Source organism: Streptomyces sp. NBC_01232 (assembly GCF_035989885.1).
Lineage (GTDB): Bacteria > Actinomycetota > Actinomycetes > Streptomycetales > Streptomycetaceae > Streptomyces.
In genome coordinates this window covers 2,834,555-2,855,707 of the sequence record NZ_CP108518.1, presented here as the reverse complement: position 1 = coordinate 2,855,707, position 21,153 = coordinate 2,834,555, and the positions used below count along the sequence as shown (strand labels likewise).

Here is a 21,153-nt window from a genome sequence, read left to right as displayed (position 1 = left end):
CACTCGTCAGTGTCAGGCGAGGATCCGCAGCACCAGGGCGGCCGCCGCGACCAGGGTGAGGACGGCCGCCGGCGCCAGGTCGTAGTCCTTGACCCGGAGGTGGCTGATGACCGCGCCGACGAAGTAGAGGGTCACGCCGACGGCCGCGGCCACGCCGAGCGGAGTCACCCACAGGCCGGCCACCAGGCCGATCGCACCCGCGGCCTTGAGGGAGGCCAGGCGCGGCAGCCAGGAGTCCGGGACCTGGACGCGTCGCATGTTCGCCACGATCTGGTCGTTGCGCTGGAGCGTGAAGGTGGCCGAAGCGGTGAGGGTGAGGGCGAGCAGGACGCCGACGACGGCGTAGGCGGTGAACATGGAAGTCTCCAACGATCGATGGTGTGAAATCATTGAATAGCATCAACGGTATCGTCAATGCAATCATTTCAGGGTTGCTACGATGTGGACCATGACGGCAGATCAGGACGCACCGCACCCCCCGCAGCGGCTGGGTCTGCTGCTGGCCTGGCACGGATCGGTCACCCAGACCCGGATGAAGCGGGCCCTCGGCGCGGCCGGACTCACCCCGCGGCACGCGATGACGCTGATGCACCTGGAAGCCGGCCCCGTCAGCCAGCGGGCGCTCGCCGAGCGGCTGGAGGTGGACCCGAGCGTGCTCGTCGGGATCCTGAACGACCTGGAGGGCGAGGGCCTGGCCGAACGGCGCCGGGACCCGGCCGACCGACGCCGGCACATCGTCGCCATCACCGACGCCGGCGAAGCCGCCCTCCACAAGACGAACACCGCCCTCGACGAGGTCGAAAGCGGCATCTTCGCGGGCCTCTCGGCCGCCGAGTGCGACCTCCTGCGCGGCCTCCTCGACCGGGTCAACACCTCGGCCGAGGACTTCAGCTGCGGCGAATAGCCACCCGGGCCCGGCCCGCACGAGACGCACGCGCCGCACGAGACGCCGAAGAGACGCCGAAGAGCCGGGGCAGCGACGGCCTAGCCGCGCGGTGAGCCCGTCACGGCGGCGGCGCCCACCGGGTCCTCCAGGGTGCGGGCGGTGCGTTCCGCCGTCGCGCGGGCCCAGCTGCCGCTGGTCGCCGCGCCCACGACCAGCACGAGCAGCCCGCAGACCGTGATGATCCACCAGGCCGGCTGGGCCGCCGCGGAGAAGTCGGAGCCGCTCGCCAGCCCGGCCGCCAGCACGGAGCCGATCACCGCGACGCCCAGCGTGCCGCCGGTCTGCCGGCTGGTGGAGGCGATGGCGGCCGCGACGCCCGCCTGGGAGCGGGGCATGCCGGACACCGCCGTATTGGTGATCGGCGCGTTCACCATGCCGAAGCCGAGCCCGAACAGCATGTATCCGGTGAACAGGAGCGGGTTGGACGTCTCGGCCTCGAACAGGGCGAACAGCAGCCCGCTCGCCGCCATCGCCACGCCCGCGATCAGCAGGCAGATCCGCGGCCCGCGGCTGCCCACCAGCCGTCCGGCCAGCGGCGCGAACAGGACGGTCAGGCCGGCCATCGGCAGCATGTACAGCCCGGCGTGCAGGGCGCTCAGCCCCCGTACGTCCTGGAGGTACAGCGTGTTCAGGAAGAGGAAGCCGGCCAGCCCGGCGAACGCGCTGATCGCGATCACGGTCGACCCACTGAAGGGCGCGCTCCGGAAGAACCGCAGATCGATCAGCGGCTCCTTGCACCGCGGCTCGTGGATCAGCAGCCCCACGAACGAGGCGAAGGCCACCACCGCGCACCCCATGATCAGCGGCGAGCGCCAGCCGGCGGCCGGCGCCTCGATGATCCCGTACGTCAGGCTGCCCAGCAGGGCGATGACCAGCACCTGCCCCAGCGGGTCCGGGCGGCGCGGCCGGGCGGCCCGGGACTCGGGGATGTGCCGCAGGGTCAGCGCGAACGCGGCCAGACCGATCGGCAGATTGATCAGGAAGATCGAGCGCCAGCCCACGGAGTCCACCAGTACCCCGCCGATGAGGGGGCCCGCGGCCATGGAGATGCCCCCGACCGCCCCCCACACCCCGATGGCGCGGGCCCGCTCGGCGGGATCGGTGAAGGTGTTGGTGATGATCGACATCGCCACCGGGTTGAGCATCGCGCCGCCCACCGCCTGCACCATCCGGAAGACGATGAGCCAGTCGAGACTGGGGGCGAGCGAGCACAGCAGGGAGCCGACGGTGAAGGCCACCAGACCCGCCACGAACACCTTGCGGCGGCCGATCCGGTCGGCCGTGGAGCCCGCGAGCATCAGGAGCGAGGCCAGCACGAGGGTGTAGGCGTCGATGCTCCACTGCAGCCCCGAGACCGAGGCGTCGAGCTCGCGGCGCATTGAGGGCAGGGCGACGTTGAGCACGGTGTTGTCGAGGCTGACGATCAGCAGGCTCATGCAGCAGATCGCGAGGACGAGCATGCGCTGCCGGGGACTCGGCTCGATCATGCGCCGATGCTACGTCCGCGCCACCCCCTCGGCATGCGGGACAATGGGCGGATGACCACGCTCCCTCAGCCTCTCGCGATCGGCCCGCACACCGTGCAGCCCCCGGTGGTGCTCGCACCCATGGCCGGCATCACCAATGCCCCGTTCCGTACCCTCTGCCGGGAGTTCTCGGGCGGCAAGGGGCTGTTCGTGAGCGAGATGATCACGACCCGCGCCCTGGTCGAGCGCAACGACAAGACCATGCAGCTGATCCACTTCGACGAGACCGAGAAGCCCCGCTCGATTCAGCTGTACGGGGTGGACCCGGCCACGGTCGGCAAGGCGGTCCGCATGATCGTCGACGAGGACCGCGCCGACCACATCGACCTGAACTTCGGCTGCCCGGTCCCCAAGGTGACCCGCAAGGGCGGCGGATCGGCCCTCCCGTACAAGCGCAACCTGCTGCGGGCGATCCTGCGCGAGGCCGTCGCCGGCGCCGGGGACCTGCCGGTCACCATGAAGATGCGCAAGGGAATCAACGACGACCACCTCACCTACCTCGACGCGGGCCGGATCGCCGTCGAGGAGGGCGTCACCGCCATAGCCCTGCACGGCCGCACCACCGCCCAGCACTACGGCGGCACCGCCGACTGGGACGCCATCGCGCGGCTCAAGGAGCACGTGCCCGAGATCCCCGTGCTCGGCAACGGCGACATCTGGTGCGCCGAGGACGCGCTGCGCATGGTCCGCGAGACCGGCTGCGACGGCGTGGTGGTGGGCCGCGGCTGCCTGGGGCGGCCGTGGCTGTTCAACGACCTGGTGGCGGCCTTCGAGGGGCGGCCCGAGGACTTCCACAAGCCCACCCTGCGCGAGGTGGCCGCCAGCATGCACCGCCACGCGGAGCTGCTGGGGGAGTGGATCGGCGACGAGGCGCGCGGGGTGATCGACTTCCGTAAGCACGTGGCCTGGTACCTCAAGGGCTTCTCGGTGGGCTCCGAGATGCGTCAGAAGCTCGCGGTCACCTCCTCCCTGGCCGAACTGGACGCTCATCTGAGCGAGCTCGATCTGGATCAAGCATGGCCGGAGAGCGCGGACGGGCCTCGCGGTCGGACGTCCGGAAACAACCGAGTTGTCCTGCCGGACGGCTGGCTGAAGGACCCGTACGACTGTGCCGGTGTGAGCGAGGACGCTGAACTGGACACCTCCGGAGGCTGACAAATCGCCCTCCGTGGTGCGTGATATACGCCACGCATGGGAAGGGTTTCGCTCAGATGAGCACAGAAATCACGGGTAAGACTTTCAAAGGGTGGCACTGGGTGCCACCCTTTGTGCGTTCAATACTTGAACGCAAATGTATCGATGATCGCTCATCCGAGCGTGATCAGGCCTCAGGAGCCCCCTCGCCCTTCGGGAGGTGAACGCTGTTCCTACTTTCTGATTACCCATGAGTTACTTTCGATCTGCTGGCGCACGGGTGGTTACGGCCGTATGACGGCCAAGTGGACGTACCCAGAAGCCTTCGATCTGGGTATGTTCCTGGCCGTCAGGGCAGCCACCGAGCCTCGAGGAGTCGAGACCCGTGTCGGAAAACAAAGATCAGAAGTTCGTCTACGACTTCACCGAGGGCAACCGCGACCTCAAGGACCTTCTCGGCGGCAAGGGTGCCAACCTCGCCGAGATGACCAACCTGGGTCTGCCGGTCCCTCCCGGCTTCACCATCACCACCGAGGCCTGCAAGGTCTACCTCGAGAGCGGCACGGCCCCGGCCGAGCTGCGCGAAGAGGTCAGCGCCCACCTTGCGGCCCTCGAGGCGAAGATGGGCAAGAAGCTCGGACAGTCGGACGACCCGCTGCTGGTCTCCGTGCGCTCCGGTGCGAAGTTCTCGATGCCCGGCATGATGGACACCGTCCTGAACATCGGTCTCTCCGACGACTCCGTGAAGGGCCTCGCCGCCCAGGCCGGCAACGAGCGCTTCGCGTGGGACTCGTACCGCCGCCTCATCCAGATGTTCGGCAAGACCGTGCTGGACGTCGACGGCGAGCTCTTCGAGGAAGCCCTCGACGAGGCCAAGGCCGCCAAGAAGGTCGCCGTCGACACCGACCTCGACGCCGCCGACCTCAAGAAGCTGGTCACCCGCTTCAAGAAGATCGTCGCCAAGCAGGCCGGCCGCGAGTTCCCGCAGGACGCCCGCGAGCAGCTCGACCTCGCCGTCGAGGCCGTCTTCAACTCGTGGAACACCGAACGCGCCAAGCTCTACCGCCGCCAGGAGCGCATCCCGAGCGACCTGGGCACCGCGGTCAACATCTGCTCCATGGTCTTCGGCAACCTCGGCCCCGACTCCGGCACCGGCGTCGCCTTCACCCGCGACCCCGCCAGCGGCCACGCGGGCGTCTACGGCGACTACCTGCAGAACGCCCAGGGCGAGGACGTCGTCGCGGGCATCCGCAACACCGTGCCGCTCGCGGACCTGGAGGCCATCGACAAGGCCTCGTACGACCAGCTCATGACGATCATGACGACGCTGGAGAACCACTACAAGGATCTCTGCGACATCGAGTTCACCATCGAGCGCGGCCAGCTCTGGATGCTGCAGACCCGTGTCGGCAAGCGCACCGCCGGCGCCGCCTTCCGCATCGCCACCCAGCTCGTGGACCAGGGCCTGATCACCGAGGCCGAGGCGCTCCAGCGCGTCACCGGCCACCAGCTGGCGCAGCTGATGTTCCCGCGCTTCGACGAGGACGCGCAGACCGAGCTGCTCGGCCGCGGCATCGCCGCCTCCCCGGGCGCGGCCGTCGGCAAGGCCGTCTTCGACTCGTACACGGCCGTCAAGTGGTCCCGCTCCGGCGAGAAGGTCATCCTGATCCGCCGCGAGACCAACCCGGACGACCTGGACGGCATGATCGCCTCCGAGGGCATCCTCACCTCGCGCGGCGGCAAGACCTCGCACGCCGCCGTCGTCGCCCGCGGCATGGGCAAGACCTGTGTCTGCGGCGCCGAGGACCTCGACGTCGACACCAAGCGCCGCCGCCTGACGGTCGGCGGGACGGTCATCGAAGAGGGCGACGTCGTCTCCATCGACGGCTCCACCGGCAAGGTCTACCTCGGCGAGGTGCCCGTCGTACCGTCCCCGGTCGTCGAGTACTTCGAGGGCCGCATGCACGCCGGCGCCGACGACGCCGACGAGCTCGTCGCCGCCGTGCACCGGATCATGGCCTACGCGGACCGCGTCCGCCGCCTGCGCGTGCGCGCCAACGCCGACAACGCCGAGGACGCGCTGCGCGCCCGCCGCTTCGGCGCCCAGGGCATCGGCCTGTGCCGCACCGAGCACATGTTCCTCGGCGAGCGCCGTGAACTCGTGGAGCGACTGATCCTCGCGGACACCGACGAAGAGCGCGAGGAGGCACTCAGTGCCCTCCTGCCGCTGCAGAAGAAGGACTTCGTCGAGCTCTTCGAGGCGATGGACGGACTGCCCGTCACCGTCCGCCTCCTGGACCCGCCGCTGCACGAGTTCCTGCCCGACATCACCGAGCTGTCGGTCCGCGTCGCCCTCGCCGAGTCCCGCAAGGACGCCAACGAGAACGACCTGCGCCTGCTCCAGGCCGTGCACAAGCTGCACGAGCAGAACCCGATGCTGGGTCTGCGCGGTGTCCGCCTCGGCCTGGTCATCCCCGGCCTCTTCAAGATGCAGGTCCGGGCGATCGCCGAGGCCGCGGCCGAGCGCAAGAACGCCAAGGGCGACCCGCGCGCCGAGATCATGGTCCCGCTCGTCGGCACCGTCCAGGAGCTGGAGATCGTCCGCGACGAGGCCGACCAGGTCATCGCCGAGGTCGAGGCCGCCACCGGCACCAGCCTCAAGCTGAGCATCGGCACGATGATCGAGCTGCCGCGCGCCGCCCTGACGGCCGCCCAGATCGCCGAGGCCGCGCAGTTCTTCTCCTTCGGCACGAACGACCTGACCCAGACGGTGTGGGGCTTCTCCCGCGACGACGTCGAGGCCAGCTTCTTCACCGCCTACCTGGAGAAGGGCATCTTCGGGGTCTCGCCCTTCGAGACCATCGACAAGGACGGCGTCGGCTCCCTCGTGCGCCACGCGGTCAAGCAGGGCCGGGCCACCCGCCCCGACCTCAAGCTCGGCGTCTGCGGCGAGCACGGCGGCGACCCCGAGTCCGTCCACTTCTTCCACGAGGTCGGCCTCGACTACGTCTCCTGCTCGCCCTTCCGGATCCCGGTGGCGCGCCTCGAGGCGGGCCGTGCGGCCGCCGAGGCGAAGGGCAGCGACAGCCGCTGACCCCTGGGCCGCCAAGGGCCCCATAGACCGCGCCTGTCCCCGGGTTCCCTGACGACCCGGGGGCGGGCGCGCCCTATTTTTCTTGTTCAACAAATCTTTACGCCAGCAGGCGGTGGACGGATCCCCACCCGTCCACCGCCGCTGTCATTCTGCCGGGCACGTCGGCGCTTCCCGGTGCGACCGACCGCCAGGCCCCGCAAAGCCCCCCACGGCCTTCGCGGAGCGTTTCGGTCGCACCGGAGTGTGCCCGGCGGAGTACAGGATTTCGGTTGTCACGCCCCCGCCGAAAGGGGTTTCAACTGTGGCCGAAAGGGCGTGGTGACAACGTGTGACGGCATGCATACTCATGGGGCGGGGGGATTGCGGTTGCACAGGTGGGGGTTCGGTGCTGCGTATCCATTTCACTGGAGTGGACCTGGCACGCGTACGGATGGCAGGGCGTCCCGATGCGTTGTGGGAAACGATTCTCAGCTTTCACCGCTTAAGAGACCGGCGCGATGCCCGGTTGTTCGGTGAATGGCGTACGGAAACCCGGAGCAGGTTGAATAGTGAAACACGCACGCTCGGTATGCTCATACCGAGTCATGGTTATTTCCCCGATTTCCTGACCCCTGTGGAGGGGCAGTACGGGTGGGACGTGGGCCTCGACGCGCTGCGCGGGATCCGTCCCGAGCGCATGCGGCGCGAGCTGCAGCTGCTCGGCGCCGGTGCGCCGATGACGCCGCGGCTGCGGGAGTTCATGGACGACGACGCCGGCAAACAGCTGCCCCGGCTCATGGGCGAACTGCGCGCCTATCACCGGGCGGCCGTGGAGCCGTACTGGACGCACATCCAGGCCCAGATCGAGGCCGAGCGGGCCGCACGGGGCCGGGCCCTGCTGGACGGGGGCGCGGACGAGCTGCTGGCCTCGCTGCCGCCGATGCTGCGCTGGCGGGCCCCGGTACTGGAGTGCGACTACCCGGTGGACCGTGACGTACGGCTGCGGGGACGCGGGCTGCTGCTCCAGCCGTCCTTCTTCTGCCGGCGCACCGCGGTGACCCTGCACGATCCGGAGCTGCCGCCGGTGCTGGTCTACCCGGCGGCCGCGCAGCTGGCGTCGGCGCCCGCGGGCGGCGAGGCGGCCCGGCCCGTCGAGGAGCAGCGCCAGCGCACCCTGGGCAAGCTGGTCGGGCACACCCGCTCGGTGGTGCTGAGGGCCATAGGGGACGGGGCGACCACCAGCGAGCTGGCCCGCCGGGCCGGGGTCTCGCTGGCCTCCGCGAGCCAGCACGCCTGCGTGATGCGGGAGGCGGGGCTGGTGACCACGCTGCGCCGGGGGAACGCGGTGCTGCACACCGTGACGCCGCTGGGGGCCGCGCTGCTGAAGGGCGGGGCCGTGGCCTCGTGAACGCGGCTGCGGCCGCGGCCGCGCCCCGGCGGGGTGTACCCGTCGGGGCGCGGTCTCGTGTGCGGGTGGGCACCGTTGCGGGGGCCAGCCCCCGGACCCCCGCGCCTCAAGCGCCGGCGGGGCTGGAAGGGCGGGGCCGGGAGGGTGGGGCTCTAAACGCGGAACGGGCCCGTCACCTCGTAGGTGATGCCGGCGGACGAGCTGCCGGTCGTGCCGCGCTGGCTGGAGAAGTAGAGCCGGTTCCCGGCGGGCGAGAAGGCCGGGCCGGTGATCTCCGAGGAGGACTGGCCGGTGATCCGCAGGAAGGGCGCCACCACGTCGTCCGGGGTGATCACGCAGATCTCCATGTTGCCGCCGTCCTCAGCGACGTACAGGTCGCCGTACGACGATCCGGTGACGTTGTCGACGCCGGTCAGCGGGGCCGCCCCGCCGGGCACGAGCGAATCGTCGTAGGCCAGCTCGTAGGTGTTGTTCGTGAGGTTGAGCTGCCAGACCCGGTTGTCGCCCTTGGTGGTGAACCAGACGGTGTCGTTGGCGTAGTGGCAGCCCTCGCCACCGTTGAACTTCTTCGAGCCGGAGACCTGGCTGCGGGTCGCGGTCGGCGAGCCGTCCGGGTCCGGGACGTTCTGCCAGGTGAAGGAACCGGAGGTGGCGGTGCCGGCCTTCAGCACCTGGAGGGTGCCGGAGGAGAGGTTGCCCCAGGTCGTCGGCACGAAGCGGTAGAAGCAGCCGCTGGTCTCGTCCTCGGTCAGGTAGATGACCTGGCGCACCGGGTCGGCCGCGGCCGCCTCGTGCTTGAAGCGGCCCATCGCCGGGCGCTGCACGGCCGCGTTCACCCCGTACGGGTCGGTCTCGTAGACGAAGCCGCGGTCGACCTCCTCGCAGGACAGCCAGGTGTTCCACGGGGTCTTGCCGCCCGCGCAGTTCTGCCGGGTGTTGGAGAGGATCCGGTGGGCGCCGGTGACGGTGCCGGAGGAATTGAACCGCACCGCGCTCGCGCCGCCGGAGGGGTTGATCTCCGAATTGGAGACGTAGATCCAGCCCGAGCCGTCCACGAAACACGCACCGCCGTCGGGCGCGCTGTGCCAGGTGTACGAGGTACCGCTCACGATCTGGCCCGAACGGGCGATCACCCGGCTGGTGAAGCCGCTGGGGAGCATGATGCCGTTGGCGTCGGCCGCGCCGAGCGCCCCGTAGGGCCCGGCACCCGGCTGGGCGGGGGCGGCGTAGGCGGCCCCGTGCATCAACGTGCCGCCGAAGGCGGCGGCCGACGAACCGATCACTGCGCCGCGCAGGAAGGTACGACGTTCCACGGTCACTCCTGTGGGAGGAAGGCCCCGCGGCCGGTCGGACGCGGGGTCGCACGCGTCGAGGAACCTAGGAGGCGCCAGTAGCCGGAGCGCCAACTCCTCATTACGCACGAGCGACCGCTCGACGTTCAATACCCCGGCAGCGGCGTGGCCGGCACACCGCGGGACGTTCCACCCTGGACGGCTGCGCCCGGTGGAAGCTTCCTGACCTGTGGTTTCGTGGGTCAGGGAAGAGAGTGCGAAAAAACTTCGCGGGGAGCGATGAGTTTCCGGGGGCCCCCGGGTCTACCCCTCGAAAGCACCGAGCAGCACACCGCACACCGCACGCAGCCGCATCCGAGAGAAGAGAGACCTCGATGTCCGCCACCATGATCTTCGTCAACCTGCCGGTCAAGGACCTGGAGGCCAGCAAGACCTTCTGGAGCAAGCTGGGCTACTCCTTCAACGCCCAGTTCACCGACGAGAACTGCGCCTCGATGGTCATCAGCGACACCATCGTCGCCATGCTCCTCGCCGAGGACCGCTACAAGGACTTCACCCACAAGGAGATCGCGGACGCGACGAAGACGTCCGAGGTGCTGCTCTGTCTGAGCGCCGAGAGCCGCACCGCCGTCGACGAGCTGGTGGACGGGGCCCTGGCGGCCGGCGCCACCGAGCCCCGCCCCGCCCAGGACCACGGCGTCATGTACGGCCGGGCCTTCGACGACCTCGACGGCCACACCTGGGAGATCATGTGGATGGACCCGTCCATGATCCAGAGCTGACGACACCGCCGCGGGCACTCACGAGGTCACGGCGGTCCGCACCGGGTAGGTCCGGACCGCCATCTCCTCGTCGTCCAGGCAGCGCCCCGATTCCAGGTCGAAGCGCTGCTTCAGCAGCGGCGATGCCACGAAGGGCCGGCCCCCGGCCGTCCCCACCAGCCCGCGCGAGAGCACATGAGCCCCGGTGAAGGGGTCCTGGTTGCCGATGGCGTACGGGCGCCCCGCACGGTCGACGAACACCGCGGCCTGGCTCCCGTCGGGCAGCAGCGCCGCCACCCCTCGCCCGGGGGTGAGCGAGGACAGCTCGCACACCGTCAGCCAGCCCTGCGCAACCTTCAGTTCCACGGTCATCGGACGGCTCCTCCTATGGTCAGAACGGCCAGGTCGGGCTTGACCTGGTCGCGCTCGGGGACGAACTTCACGGTCGGGTCGGGCGCGCCGGGCGCGTTCACGAAGGACACGAACCGGCGCAGCCGCTCCGGGTCCTCGAGCGTCTCGGCCCACTCGTCCCGGTAGTGCGCCACATGGTCGGCCATCAGGGCCTCCAGCTCCGCGCACAGTCCGAGCGAGTCGTGCACGACCACGTCCCGCAGGTGCGCGAGGCCCCCCTCCAGCCGGTCCAGCCAGGTGGAGGTCCGCTCCAGCCGGTCCGCGGTGCGGATGTAGAACATCAGGAACCGGTCGATCAGCCGGACCAGTTCAGCGTCCGACAGGTCCTGGGCCAGCAGGTCCGCGTGGCGCGGGGTGGCCCCGCCGTTGCCGCCGACGTACAGGTTCCAGCCACTGGCCGTCGCGATGACGCCGAAGTCCTTGCTCTGCGCCTCCGCGCACTCGCGGGCGCAGCCGGAGACCGCCGACTTGAGCTTGTGCGGGGCGCGCAGTCCCCGGTAGCGCAGCTCCAGGTCGATGGCCATCCGGACGCTGTCCTGGACGCCGTAGCGGCACCAGGTCTGCCCCACGCAGGACTTCACCGTGCGCAGGGCCTTCCCGTACGCGTGCCCGGACTCGAACCCGGCGTCGACGAGCCGCGCCCAGATCCGCGGGAGCTGGTCCACGCTCGCGCCGAAGAGGTCGATCCGCTGGCCACCGGTGATCTTCGTGTAGAGGCCGAAGTCACGGGCCACCTCACCGATCACGATCAGCTTGTCGGGGGTGATCTCACCGCCGGGGATGCGCGGGACGACCGAGTAGGAGCCGTTGCGCTGCAGGTTCGCGAGGAAGTGGTCGTTGGTGTCCTGCAGGGCGGCCTGCTCCCCGTCCAGGACGTAGCCGCTCGCGCCCAGGGTCGGGGCGAGCGAGGCGATGATCGAGCCGACCGTGGGCTTGCAGACCTCGCAGCCGTCGCCGCCGCGGGCCTCGGGGCGGCCGTGGCCGTCGAGGATCTCCTGGTACGAGGTCAGCCGGCGGGTGCGGACGATCTCGTAGAGCTCGGCCCGGGTGAAGGGGAAGCAGCCGCACAGTCCCTTGTCGGCGGCGGCCGGGAGCAGCTGCCCGATCACCTTGACGCAGCTGCCGCAGCCGGTGCCCGCCTTGGTGCACTTCTTGACCTCGGGGAGGGTGGCGCAGGCGGCGATGGCCTTCTTGGTGACGTTGTGGCAGGAGCAGATCACCGCGTCGTCGGGGAGCGAGGACGGTCCGAGCGCGACGGGCGCGCCGACCCCGGCGGGCAGCACCAGCTGCTCGGGGGCCACGGGCGGGACGCTTCCGGTGAGCGGGCGCAGCAGGCCGTATGAGTCCGCGTCGCCGACCAGGACCCCGCCGAGGAGGACTCCGTCGGGGGAGACGACGAGCTTCTTGTACACGCCGGAGCGGGAGTCGGACCAGACGACGTCGAGGGCGTCCGGGGTGGCGCCGTGGGCGTCGCCGAAGGAGGCCACGTCCACACCGAGCAGCTTGAGCTTGGTGGACAGGTCGGCTCCGGTGAACTCCTTTTCGCGGCCCAGCAGATCGTCGGCGGCGGTCTCGGCCATCTCGTAGCCGGGGGCGACGAGCCCGTAGACACGGCCGTCGACGGCGAGGGCGCACTCGCCGATGGCGTAGACGTGCGGGTCGGAGGTGAGGCAGCGGGCGTCGACCGCGATGCCGCCGCGCTCGCCGACATTCAGTCCGGCCTCGCGGGCCAGCTGGTCGCGGGGGCGGACGCCGGCGGAGAATACGACGAGGTCGGTGTCGACGGTGGAGCCGTCGGAGAGCCGCATTCCGCTGACGTGGCCGTCCTCGCCGACCACCACTTCCTGGGTGCCGACGCCGGTGTGGACGGTCAGGCCCATGGACTCGATGGTGCGCAGCAGGGCCGCGCCGCCGCCCTCGTCGACCTGTACGGGCATCAGGCGCGGGGCGAATTCGACGATCCGGGTGGCCAGTCCCAGCCCCTGGAGGGCGCCGGCGGCCTCCAGCCCGAGCAGACCGCCGCCGACGACCGCGCCGGAGCTCCGGGTCTTCGCGTACTCCTCGATGGCGAGAAGGTCCTCGATGGTGCGGTAGACGAAGCAGCCGGGAGCGTCCTTGCCGGGCACCGGCGGCACGAAGGGATAGCTGCCGGTGGCCAGCACCAGGACGTCGTACGGGAACACCTGCCCGGAGCGGGAGGTGACGGTACGGGCGGCCCGGTCGATGCTCTCGGCGGGGTCGTCGAGGTGGAGGGCGATGCCGTGCTGCTCCATGAACCCGGCGGGCGTCATGGAGAGGTCCTCGGCGGTGCTGCCGGAGAAGTACGAGGTCAGGTGCACGCGGTCGTAGGCGGGCCGGGGCTCCTCGCAGAGCACGGTGATCCGGTGCGTGGCGGTGACCCCGCGCTCGGCGAGTGCTTCGAGGTAGCGCTGGCCGACCATGCCGTGCCCGATGAGCACGATCGTGGGCAGGGGCTCGGTCATGTCAGTGGCCTCCGTCGTCGGTGAGCAGGTGGAACAGGTCGTGCGGTGATTCCTCGCCCTCCCAGGTGCGGGCGAGGGCCCCCACCGTGGAGAGCTCGCCGAGCAGCACGCCGCCGACGAGGCGGTCGCCCCGCAGGACGACCTTCCGGTAGGTCCGGCGGGTGGCGTCGGCGAGGCGGACCACGTCGTCGCCGGGGAGCGGGGTGGTCTCGCCGAAGGCGGCGAGATCGAGGGACCGGTCCCCGTCGGCGGTGAGGGTGAGGCGGGTGAGGGCGCGGGTGCCCATGTACTGCGCGGGCCCGCCGGTGAGGTACGCGGCCAGGGTGTCGGCCTGCTCCAGGGCGGCGCCCGCGAGGCCGTACACCTGGCCGGCGTGTTCGGCGCAGTCGCCGATGGCGTGGATGTCCGGGTCGCTGGTGCGGAGGTGGTCGTCGACCACGATGCCCTTGCGGGTCTCCAGTCCGGCGGCCTGGGCGAGGCCCGTGCGGGGGCGTACGCCGCAGGCGAGGACGACGAGGTCGGCTTCGAGGCGGTAGCCGTCGGCGAGCTCGGCCCCGGTGACCCGCCGTTGCGCGGGCGCGGCGCCGCGGCCGGGGGCGCCGCCCCCGGATCCCCGCGCATCGAACGCCGGCGAGGCTGAAGGCTCGATGAGCAGGCCGCGGACCCGGCATTCCGTGTGGATCTCCACGCCGAGTGAGGTCAGGTGGGTGTGCAGCAACGCGGAGGCCTCGGTGTCCAGCTGGCGTTCCATCAGGCGCTCGCCCTGCTGTGCCAGGACCACCTGTGCGCCCCGCGCGGCGAGCGCGCGGGCCGCCGAGACGCCCAGCAGGCCCCCGCCGATCACCACCACGCGGACCCCGGGGCGCACGGCCTCCGAGAGCGCCAGGCAGTCGTCCATCGTGCGGAAGGCGTGCACACCGTCCGGGAGCGTGTGCCCCTCGGGTTCGAACAGCCCGCGCAGCGGCGGGAGCACCGCGTTCGAGCCGGTGGCCAGCACCAGGGTGTCGTACGCGGCCACCGTGCCGTCGTCGCAGTGCACGGCCCGCTCCGTGCGGTCCACTCGCACCGCCCGGACCCCCCGCCGCAGCGCGGGGCCCGGCGCCGGCAGGGCGGTCACCTCGGGGGCGTACCGGCCCGCGAGGACCTCGGCGAGCAGGACCCGGTTGTACGGCACGTGCGTCTCCTCGCCGAGGACGGTCACCGCCGCGGCCGGGCCGAGCCGCTGCGCGAGCCGTAGGCCCGCGAGGCCGCCGCCGATCACCACCACACGCTTTTCCGAGGTCATGCCATGAGCGTGCGCGGCCGCTGTTTCCCCACGGCATCGCCTCTGTTACCCGGACGGAACGCCGACCTCAGCGCCGGGGTTAAGGGTCGGTGAGGCCTTCCTCAAGGCCGCCTTAAGGATCATCGGAGCCGCCACCGGCGCCCTTAGCGTGCTCCGTATGCGAGATGCGGTGGTGCGGGTGAGGGGCGGGATGCTGGGCGGTGCGGGGGTGGTGATCCTGCTCTGGGCGGCGCAGGTGCGGCCCTCGGCCCGGCCCGACGCACTGTTCGCCACCGCGGCACACCTGTCCGGTCTGCTCGCCGGTTACGGGGTGCTGGTGCTGCTGTTCCTGATGGCCCGGGTGCCGGCCGTCGAGCACGGGGTCGGCGCCGACCGGCTCGCCCGCTGGCACGCCTTCGGCGGCCGGTACGTACTGCTCCTCGTCTTCGGGCACGGGCTCTTCGCCCTGCTCGGTTACGCCGTGCACGAGGGAATCGACGTGGTCTCCGCCGCCTCGGAGCTGCTCGGTTACCCCGCGCTCGCCGCCGCCGCGGCCGGGACCGTCCTCCTGGCCGCGGTCGGTGTGACTTCTGCCCGGGCGGTACGCCGCCGGGTGCCGCACGAAACCTGGCGCGGGGTGCACCTGCTCGTCTACCTCGCCGCGGCCCTCGCCTTCGGGCACCAGCTCGCCGGACCCGATCTGGCCGCGGCCGCCTGGTTCTGGGCGCTCGCCCACACCGTGGTCGCCGTCCTGCTGGTCTGGTACCGCGTGGTGGTTCCCGTACGGCAGGCCCTGCGGCACGCGCTGCGGGTCGCGGACGTCCGGGTCGAGGGGCCCGGGGTGGTCTCGGTCGTCGTCTACGGGCAGCATCTGGCGGAACTGCGCGCGGAGCCGGGGCAGTTCCTGCGTTGGCGGTTCCTGCAGCGCCGGCTGTGGCACACGGCCCTGCCGTTCTCGCTGTCCGCGCCGGTCCGCGGGAACGCCCTGCGGATCACCGTCAAGGGGCTCGGCGGCCACTCCCGCCGGATCCGCCGGCTGCGCCCCGGGACGCGGGTGCTGGCGACCGGGCCGTTCGGCGCGCTCACCGCCGCCCGGCGGACGCGGCCCAAGGTGCTGCTGATCGCGGGCGGGGTCGGGATCACCCCGATGCGGGCCCTGTTCGAGACGCTGCCCGGGGGTCCCGGGGACATCACCCTGCTCTACCGGGCCGGGGGCGAGGAGCACCTGGTGCTGCGGGCCGAGCTGGAGGCGATCGCCGCCGAGCGGCAGGCCGGTCTGCACTACCTGCTCGGGCCCTCCGGCGCCGCCTACGATCCGCTGGCCCCGCAGGCGCTGGCCCCGCAGGCGCTGGCCGCGCTGGTGCCGGACCTGACCGAGCACGACGTGTACCTGTGCGGGCCGCCGGGGATGGCCGGGGCGACGCGGGCCGCGCTGCTGAGGGCCGGGGTGCCGGCCGGTCGTATCCATTCCGAGTGCTTCAGCTTCTGAACCGCGTTCCCCCGCGTTCCCCCGCGTTACCCCGAGGAGTCACCGCCCCATGCGTCACCCGTTGCACGTCGCCCTCTCCGTACCCGTCGGGGCCGAGGCTCCGGCGGTCGCCCGGCACCGCAAGCCGCGCGGCCCCTCGCCGGTGCGGACCGTGCTCGCCGCGCTGGCCTCCGTACCGCCGGCACGACGGCTGGCGGCGGGGCTGGGGGCGGTCAGCGTGCTGGCCGCGAGCGTGCTCACGGTGGCCGTGGACCCGGCGGCTCCGGTGGCCCCGGACCGGGTGCCGGCCCGGCAAAGCTCAACGTTTGCACAACTTTCCGGAGATTGATGGTCACTGCACCCAACCGCTCCATAGGGTCGGTCCGTGCCTGACATATCAACGACCATGATCATCGTCCTGTGCGTGGCCGCAGCGGCCGCCGGCTGGATCGATGCGGTGGTGGGCGGCGGCGGCCTGCTGCTCCTGCCCGCGCTCCTGCTCGGCCTGCCGAACGCCCACCCCGCCACCGTCCTCGGGACCAACAAGGCCGTGGCCATCGTCGGCACCGCCGGTGCGGCCGTGACGTTCGTCCGCAAGGCACCGGTGAACGTGAAGCTGGCCGTCCGCATCGGCCTGGCCGCGCTCGCCGGCTCGATGGGCGGCGCCGCACTCGCGGGCGGCATCAGCAAGGACGCGCTCCGCCCGCTGATCATGGTGGTACTCGTGTTCGTCGCGGGTGTCGTGATCTTCAAGCCGGGCTTCGGCACGGCCCCCTCGACCACGCCCCTCAGCCGGCAGCGGGTGCTGCTGACCATCGCGCTCGCGGGCCTGGGCATCGGCTTCTACGACGGCCTCATCGGGCCCGGCACCGGCACCTTCCTGGTGCTCGCCCTCACGGCGCTGCTCCACCTCGACCTGGTCACCGCCTCCGCCACCGCCAAGATCGTGAACTGCTGCACCAACGGCGGTGCGCTCGCGATGTTCGCCTACCAGGGCATGGTGCTGTGGCAGCTGGCCGCGCTGATGGCCGTGTTCAACCTGGCCGGCGGCATGATCGGGGCCGGGATGGCGCTCAAGAAGGGCAGCGGCTTCGTCCGCGGGGTGCTGCTGACGGTGGTGGGCGCGCTGGTGATCAAGCTGGGCCTGGAGCAGTGGGGCTGACCCCTCCGGGTACCGCGGTGAGCAGTCCTTCGAGCGCCCCTTGGTGCAGCCCTTCGAGCGGCCGCTAGTACGTCCCGGTGAGGTGCGCGAAGACGACCACGTTCCCCCGGTAGCCCGTGCGCGGTGAGAAGCCGCCGCCGCAGGTGATCACCCGCAGCTCGGCGCGCGCCGAAGGCCCGTACACGCGGGTGTCGGGGAAGGCCTTGGCGTCGTAGACCTCGACCGCGTGGACCGTGAACACCGCAGTACGGCCGTCCGCGCGCGGGATCTCGATGGAGGCCCCGCGGCGCAGCGCGCCCAGGTGGTAGAAGACCCCCGGCCCGGCGGCGTCGTCCACGTGTCCGGCGATGACGGCGGTGCCGGTGGCGCCCGGGGTGGTGCCCTCGCGGTACCAGCCGGCCAGGTCGCGCCGGTCGGGCGGGGGCACTTCGAGGCTGCCGCGCGCGTCGAGTCCGAGCCCGGTCAGCGGCGCGTCGACCCGGATGGAGGGGATCCGGATCCGGCCCGGCGGTGAACCGGGGAGCGGGGCGATACCGGGGCCGACCACGCCGGCGGCGGTCAGGGACTCGGCGGGGGAGGGCAGCGGCGGCCCGACGGGCTCGCGGGAGCCGCTGGTCACGAGCCAGATGCCGACGCAGGCGGCGAGTGCGACGAGTCCTCCGTGGCGGGCGGTGAGGGTGCGGGAGGCCCGCTCGGCCGCCTGCCGGGGGTGTGCTCCGGATCCGGGGCGGCCGCCGTTCGCGGGCCGGGGCTGCCGGTCGCGGCCCCGCGCGCCACCGAAATCGCCACCCATGCGTACCCCCTCGGTTCTCCGTTTCGGGGTGACTGGCCGTCGCCCGGCCCCGCGAACGGGGGGACCTCGCGGGGCGGGCGACGGGGGACGGTACCGGTCGGACCGCGGCCGGAGCCGCGGTGGGCGTCCGTCAGCTCCGCGTGCCGCTCGCCCGGCGACGCAGGAGCCAGGTACCGCCGACGGCGGCAGCGGCCAGAACGGCCGCCCCCGCCGCGATCTTGGCGGGGTCGGTGGTGGTGGTCGTGCCACCGCCCACCCCGGTGTTGACGTGGCCCTGCGGGCCGCGCTCGGTGACGACCAGGTTGCCGGTGGCGAACTTGCCGTTCGCGCAGGTCGCGCCGATGCCGTAGGTCCCGGCACGGGTGCCGTGGGCGACCTGGAACTGCCCCACGACCACCTCCTTGTGGGTGCCCGGGACCAGCTTGAACCGGCCGCCGCCGACCGTCGTGGCATCGCCGTCCGCGTGGCTGCCACTGCCGCAGGCGGTGGTGTTCACGGTGACGGTGGCGCCGGGGGAGGCGGACTTGGGCCACACCTCCAGCGGGGAGAAGTCCCCGGGGGCGAAGCCCACCATGCCGAGCTCCGCGGCGGCGACCGCGCCGGCGACCGGCCCGGTGAACGCGGCGGCGGTCAGCGCGGTCGCGGTCAGCACGTGTGCGGTACGTCGGCGCATGGGGCTCTCCTGGAGACACGGGGTCGTGATTCCGAGGAAACCCGGCCCGCCCGCCGCGCGCCTGCTGATGTCCCGTCAGGTATGTCTCCGCCCGGCCTGGACGCAGGTCGTTTCCGCAGGTCGACGGGGTTTTCCGGCCATCCGGGCAGCCCGTGCCGTCCGGGTGACCCGGCCGGCGGCGGGACGGGCGTCCCAGCCCCGCGGAGCGGTGCGTACGGTGGTGGGGCGCGGGGAGGCCGGGACGGTCGGCCCGCCCGCGCACCGCCGCGCCACATCCGAGGGAGGGCCCCGTGACATCGGCCGAACGGCTACCGGAGCTGAGCGATCCGCTCCCGTTCTTCGTCTACGGGACCCTGCGCCCGGGGGAGGTCAACCACGACCTGTTCCTGCGCGGCCGCACGGCCGCGGAGGAGCCCGCCGTCCTCCCGGACGCGGCGCTGTACGACGGCCCCGGATACCCGTACGCGGTCCACCGCCCGGGCACGGCGGTCGTCGGCGAGCTGATCACGGCGGCGCCGGGGGCGTACGGGAAGCTGCTGGCCGCGCTGGACCAGCTGGAGGAGTACGGGGGTCCGGGCCGCCCGGGGAACATCTACGACCGGATCGCCCGCCCGGCCCTGCGCCCCGACGGCACCACCGTCCGCGCCTGGGTCTACCTGGCGTCCCCGCTGATCGCCCGGGACCTGCGGGAATCGGGCACCGAGATACCGGGCGGCGACTGGTTCCGGCGCCGGTAGCGGAGCCGATCACGGAGCCGATCACGGAGCCGATCGCGGAGCGCGGTGGCAGCGCCGGAAGCGGCGGCTACAGCCCCTCGGCGCCGCGGTTGCGCAGCCGCTGGCCGTACTGCTGGAGCACCCACAGCTCCTCCTGCACGGCGGCCAGTTGTTCCGGCGGCGCCTGCGGGCCCAGCCGCGACAGCGTGCCCTGGATCTCGTGGACCCGCCGGTCGACGGCGCGCAGCCGCACCTGGACCAGCTGGACACCGGCGTAGATCTCGTCCACCGTCTTCGCGTGGATGGCCTCGACGGCGAGCTCCGTGACGAGGGCGCGGACGGTGTCGTTCGGGGCGGCCTCGCGGACGCGGGCCAGGTAGTCGTCCGTGCCGAGGGAGGCGCCGCCCGCGTCCAGGATCGCCTGGCGCACGGCCGCGTAGGGCGGGGCGGTGAACTCGTCCATCCCGTAGGCGTCGAAGGCGGGGGAGACCAGGGCCGGCCGCTGCAGGGCGAGCTTCAGCAGCTCGCGCTCGGTGCGGTGGGCCGGGCTGCGCAGGTTGAGCGCGGGACCGCCGGCCGGCTGGGCGGCGGGCGCGGGGGTGGCCTCGTAGGAGGACTGGCGGCCACGCTGCCGGTCCCCGCCGGGCCGGCCGCCCTGCGGGCCGTCGCCCTGACCGCGCTCGCGGGCCCAGCGGGCCAGCTGTGCGACCCGCTTGACCACGAACTGCTCGTCGCGGATGCCCAGCATGCCGGCCAGCTGGACCGCCGACTCGTGCTGGATCGCGATGTTCTTGATGTTGGCGACGACGGGCGCGGCCTCGTCCAGCGCGGCCGCCCGGCCCGCCGGGTTCTCCAGGTTGTGCCGGGCCACGATGTGCCGCAGGGCGAACTCGAACAGCGGTGTGCGGGCCTCGACCAGGCCGGCCACGGCCGCGTCGCCCTGCGCGAGGCGCAGGTCGCAGGGGTCCATCCCGCCGGGGGCGATGGTGATCGAGGTCTCCGCGGCGAACTTCTGGTCGTCCTCGAAGGCCCGCAGGGCGGCCTTCTGGCCGGCCGCGTCGCCGTCGAAGGTGAAGATCACCTCGGCGGTGGCGTTGTCCATCAGCAGCCGGCGCAGGATCTTGATGTGGTCCCCGCCGAAGGCCGTGCCGCAGGTCGCGATCGCGGTGGTGACCCCGGCCATGTGGCAGGCCATCACGTCCGTGTAGCCCTCGACGACGACGGCCCGGGAGGTCTTCGCGATCTCCTTCTTCGCCAGGTCGATGCCGTACAGGACCTGGGACTTCTTGTAGATCGCCGTCTCGGGGGTGTTCAGGTACTTCGGCCCGTTGTCGTCGTCGCGCAGCTTGCGCGCGCCGAAGCCGACCACCTCGCCGCTGATGTCGCGGATCGGCCACATCAGGCGGCCGCGGAAGCGGTCGATGGGCTTGCCGCTGCGGCTGTCCTGGGCGAGCCCGGAGGTGATCAGTTCTTTGTCGGTGAAGCCCTTGCCGCGCAGGAAGCGGGTCAGGTGGTCCCATCCGGCCGGGCTGTAGCCCACGCTGAAGTGGGCGGCCGCGGCCTGGTCGAAGCCGCGCTCCGCCAGGAACTTGCGGCCGATCTCCGCCTCGGGGCCGTCCAGCTGGTCGACGTAGAACTGGGCGGCGGCCTTGTGCGCCTCGACCAGCCGGATCCGCTCACCGCGGCCGCTGGTGCCGGCGGTGTAGCCGCCCTCCTCGTACCGCAGGGTGATTCCGGCCAGGCCGGCCAGGCGCTCGACCGCCTCAGAGAAGGAGAGGTGATCGATCTTCATGACGAAGTCGAGGGTGTCCCCGCCCGCCTGGCAGCCGAAGCAGTGGTAGAGCCCCTTGCTGGGGCTGACCTGGAAGGAAGGGGACTTCTCGTCGTGGAAGGGGCACAGGCCCTTGAGGTTGCCGCCGCCCGCGTTGCGCAGCTGGAGGTAGTCGGAGACCACGGCGTCGATCGGGACCGCGTCCCGTACCGCCTTCACGTCGTCGTCGTTGATCCGTCCTGCCACCCGTGAAGTCTACGGCCGGGCGACGG

General features: G+C 71.9%; 18 protein-coding genes. 9 read left to right on the top strand and 9 right to left on the bottom strand.

The window, feature by feature from the left end:
- Positions 1–12: 12 nt before the first annotated feature.
- The gene (locus OG444_RS13395) at positions 13–369 is read right to left on the bottom strand and encodes a DoxX family protein (protein ID WP_327262391.1); all 357 of its coding nucleotides are present in this window, start codon (positions 367–369) and stop codon (positions 13–15) included.
- Positions 370–448: 79 nt separating this feature from the next.
- Between OG444_RS13395 and OG444_RS13390 the strand changes: the two genes are divergently transcribed.
- Positions 449–904, top strand: coding sequence for a MarR family winged helix-turn-helix transcriptional regulator (locus OG444_RS13390; RefSeq protein WP_327262390.1), 456 nt, complete (start codon positions 449–451; stop codon positions 902–904).
- 80 nt (positions 905–984) lie between these two features.
- Here OG444_RS13390 and OG444_RS13385 read toward each other — a convergent pair whose 3' ends face one another.
- On the bottom strand, positions 985–2,433 hold the full coding sequence (locus OG444_RS13385; protein WP_327262389.1) for an MFS transporter: 1,449 nt from the start codon (positions 2,431–2,433) through the stop codon (positions 985–987).
- 51 nt (positions 2,434–2,484) lie between these two features.
- On the opposite strand from OG444_RS13385, the gene dusB reads away from it, so the two are divergent.
- The 3 genes from dusB (at position 2,485) to OG444_RS13370 (ending at position 8,087) form a co-directional block, all read left to right on the top strand.
- A complete protein-coding gene (gene dusB, locus OG444_RS13380) occupies positions 2,485–3,627 on the top strand; it encodes a tRNA dihydrouridine synthase DusB (protein ID WP_327262388.1) in 1,143 nt (380 codons plus the stop codon).
- 364 nt (positions 3,628–3,991) lie between these two features.
- On the top strand, positions 3,992–6,700 hold the full coding sequence (ppdK, locus tag OG444_RS13375; RefSeq protein ID WP_327262387.1) for a pyruvate, phosphate dikinase: 2,709 nt from the start codon (positions 3,992–3,994) through the stop codon (positions 6,698–6,700).
- Positions 6,701–7,085: 385 nt separating this feature from the next.
- The gene (locus OG444_RS13370) at positions 7,086–8,087 is read left to right on the top strand and encodes an ArsR/SmtB family transcription factor (protein WP_327262386.1); all 1,002 of its coding nucleotides are present in this window, start codon (positions 7,086–7,088) and stop codon (positions 8,085–8,087) included.
- Positions 8,088–8,239: 152 nt separating this feature from the next.
- Here the strand turns inward: OG444_RS13370 and OG444_RS13365 are convergent, their stop codons facing one another.
- Positions 8,240–9,400, bottom strand: a complete 1,161-nt coding sequence (locus OG444_RS13365; RefSeq protein WP_327262385.1) for an alkaline phosphatase PhoX — start codon at positions 9,398–9,400, stop codon at positions 8,240–8,242.
- Between the two features lie 353 nt (positions 9,401–9,753).
- Between OG444_RS13365 and OG444_RS13360 the strand changes: the two genes are divergently transcribed.
- Positions 9,754–10,161 carry a VOC family protein gene (locus OG444_RS13360; protein ID WP_327262384.1) on the top strand — a complete coding sequence of 136 codons (408 nt, stop codon included), beginning with the start codon at positions 9,754–9,756 and terminating at the stop codon, positions 10,159–10,161.
- 18 nt (positions 10,162–10,179) lie between these two features.
- On the opposite strand, the gene nirD is transcribed toward OG444_RS13360, so the two are convergent.
- Genes nirD through OG444_RS13345 form a run of 3 tightly spaced genes read right to left on the bottom strand, consistent with a single transcriptional unit; the run spans position 10,180 to position 14,319 of the window.
- The gene (gene nirD, locus OG444_RS13355) at positions 10,180–10,512 is read right to left on the bottom strand and encodes a nitrite reductase small subunit NirD (RefSeq protein ID WP_327262383.1); all 333 of its coding nucleotides are present in this window, start codon (positions 10,510–10,512) and stop codon (positions 10,180–10,182) included.
- On the bottom strand, positions 10,509–13,034 hold the full coding sequence (gene nirB / locus OG444_RS13350) for a nitrite reductase large subunit NirB (RefSeq protein ID WP_327262382.1): 2,526 nt from the start codon (positions 13,032–13,034) through the stop codon (positions 10,509–10,511). Before nirB ends, nirD begins: the two co-directional genes overlap by 4 nt.
- Position 13,035: 1 nt before the next feature.
- Positions 13,036–14,319 (bottom strand): NAD(P)/FAD-dependent oxidoreductase, encoded by a 1,284-nt coding sequence (locus tag OG444_RS13345; RefSeq protein ID WP_327262381.1) that lies wholly within the window; start codon positions 14,317–14,319, stop codon positions 13,036–13,038.
- 157 nt (positions 14,320–14,476) lie between these two features.
- Here OG444_RS13345 and OG444_RS13340 point away from each other — a divergent pair, with 157 nt between their 5' ends.
- Genes OG444_RS13340 through OG444_RS13330 form a run of 3 tightly spaced genes read left to right on the top strand, consistent with a single transcriptional unit; the run spans position 14,477 to position 16,928 of the window.
- Positions 14,477–15,787, top strand: a complete 1,311-nt coding sequence (locus OG444_RS13340; RefSeq protein WP_327262380.1) for a ferredoxin reductase family protein — start codon at positions 14,477–14,479, stop codon at positions 15,785–15,787.
- Positions 15,788–15,836: 49 nt separating this feature from the next.
- Positions 15,837–16,115, top strand: a complete 279-nt coding sequence (locus tag OG444_RS13335) for a hypothetical protein (RefSeq protein ID WP_327262379.1) — start codon at positions 15,837–15,839, stop codon at positions 16,113–16,115.
- Positions 16,116–16,151: 36 nt separating this feature from the next.
- The gene (locus OG444_RS13330) at positions 16,152–16,928 is read left to right on the top strand and encodes a sulfite exporter TauE/SafE family protein (protein ID WP_327262378.1); all 777 of its coding nucleotides are present in this window, start codon (positions 16,152–16,154) and stop codon (positions 16,926–16,928) included.
- Between the two features lie 64 nt (positions 16,929–16,992).
- On the opposite strand, the gene OG444_RS13325 is transcribed toward OG444_RS13330, so the two are convergent.
- On the bottom strand, positions 16,993–17,721 hold the full coding sequence (locus tag OG444_RS13325) for a class F sortase (RefSeq protein WP_327262377.1): 729 nt from the start codon (positions 17,719–17,721) through the stop codon (positions 16,993–16,995).
- A 130-nt stretch (positions 17,722–17,851) separates the two neighbouring features.
- Complete coding sequence (locus OG444_RS13320) at positions 17,852–18,394, bottom strand: hypothetical protein (RefSeq protein ID WP_327262376.1); 543 nt, start codon at positions 18,392–18,394, stop codon at positions 17,852–17,854.
- A gap of 290 nt (positions 18,395–18,684) precedes the next feature.
- Between OG444_RS13320 and OG444_RS13315 the strand changes: the two genes are divergently transcribed.
- Positions 18,685–19,131, top strand: a complete 447-nt coding sequence (locus OG444_RS13315) for a gamma-glutamylcyclotransferase family protein (protein WP_327262375.1) — start codon at positions 18,685–18,687, stop codon at positions 19,129–19,131.
- A 67-nt stretch (positions 19,132–19,198) separates the two neighbouring features.
- Here OG444_RS13315 and dnaG read toward each other — a convergent pair whose 3' ends face one another.
- Positions 19,199–21,127: a DNA primase gene (gene dnaG, locus OG444_RS13310; RefSeq protein ID WP_327262374.1), complete on the bottom strand. Its 1,929-nt coding sequence runs from the start codon at positions 21,125–21,127 to the stop codon at positions 19,199–19,201.
- Positions 21,128–21,153 lie beyond the last annotated feature (26 nt).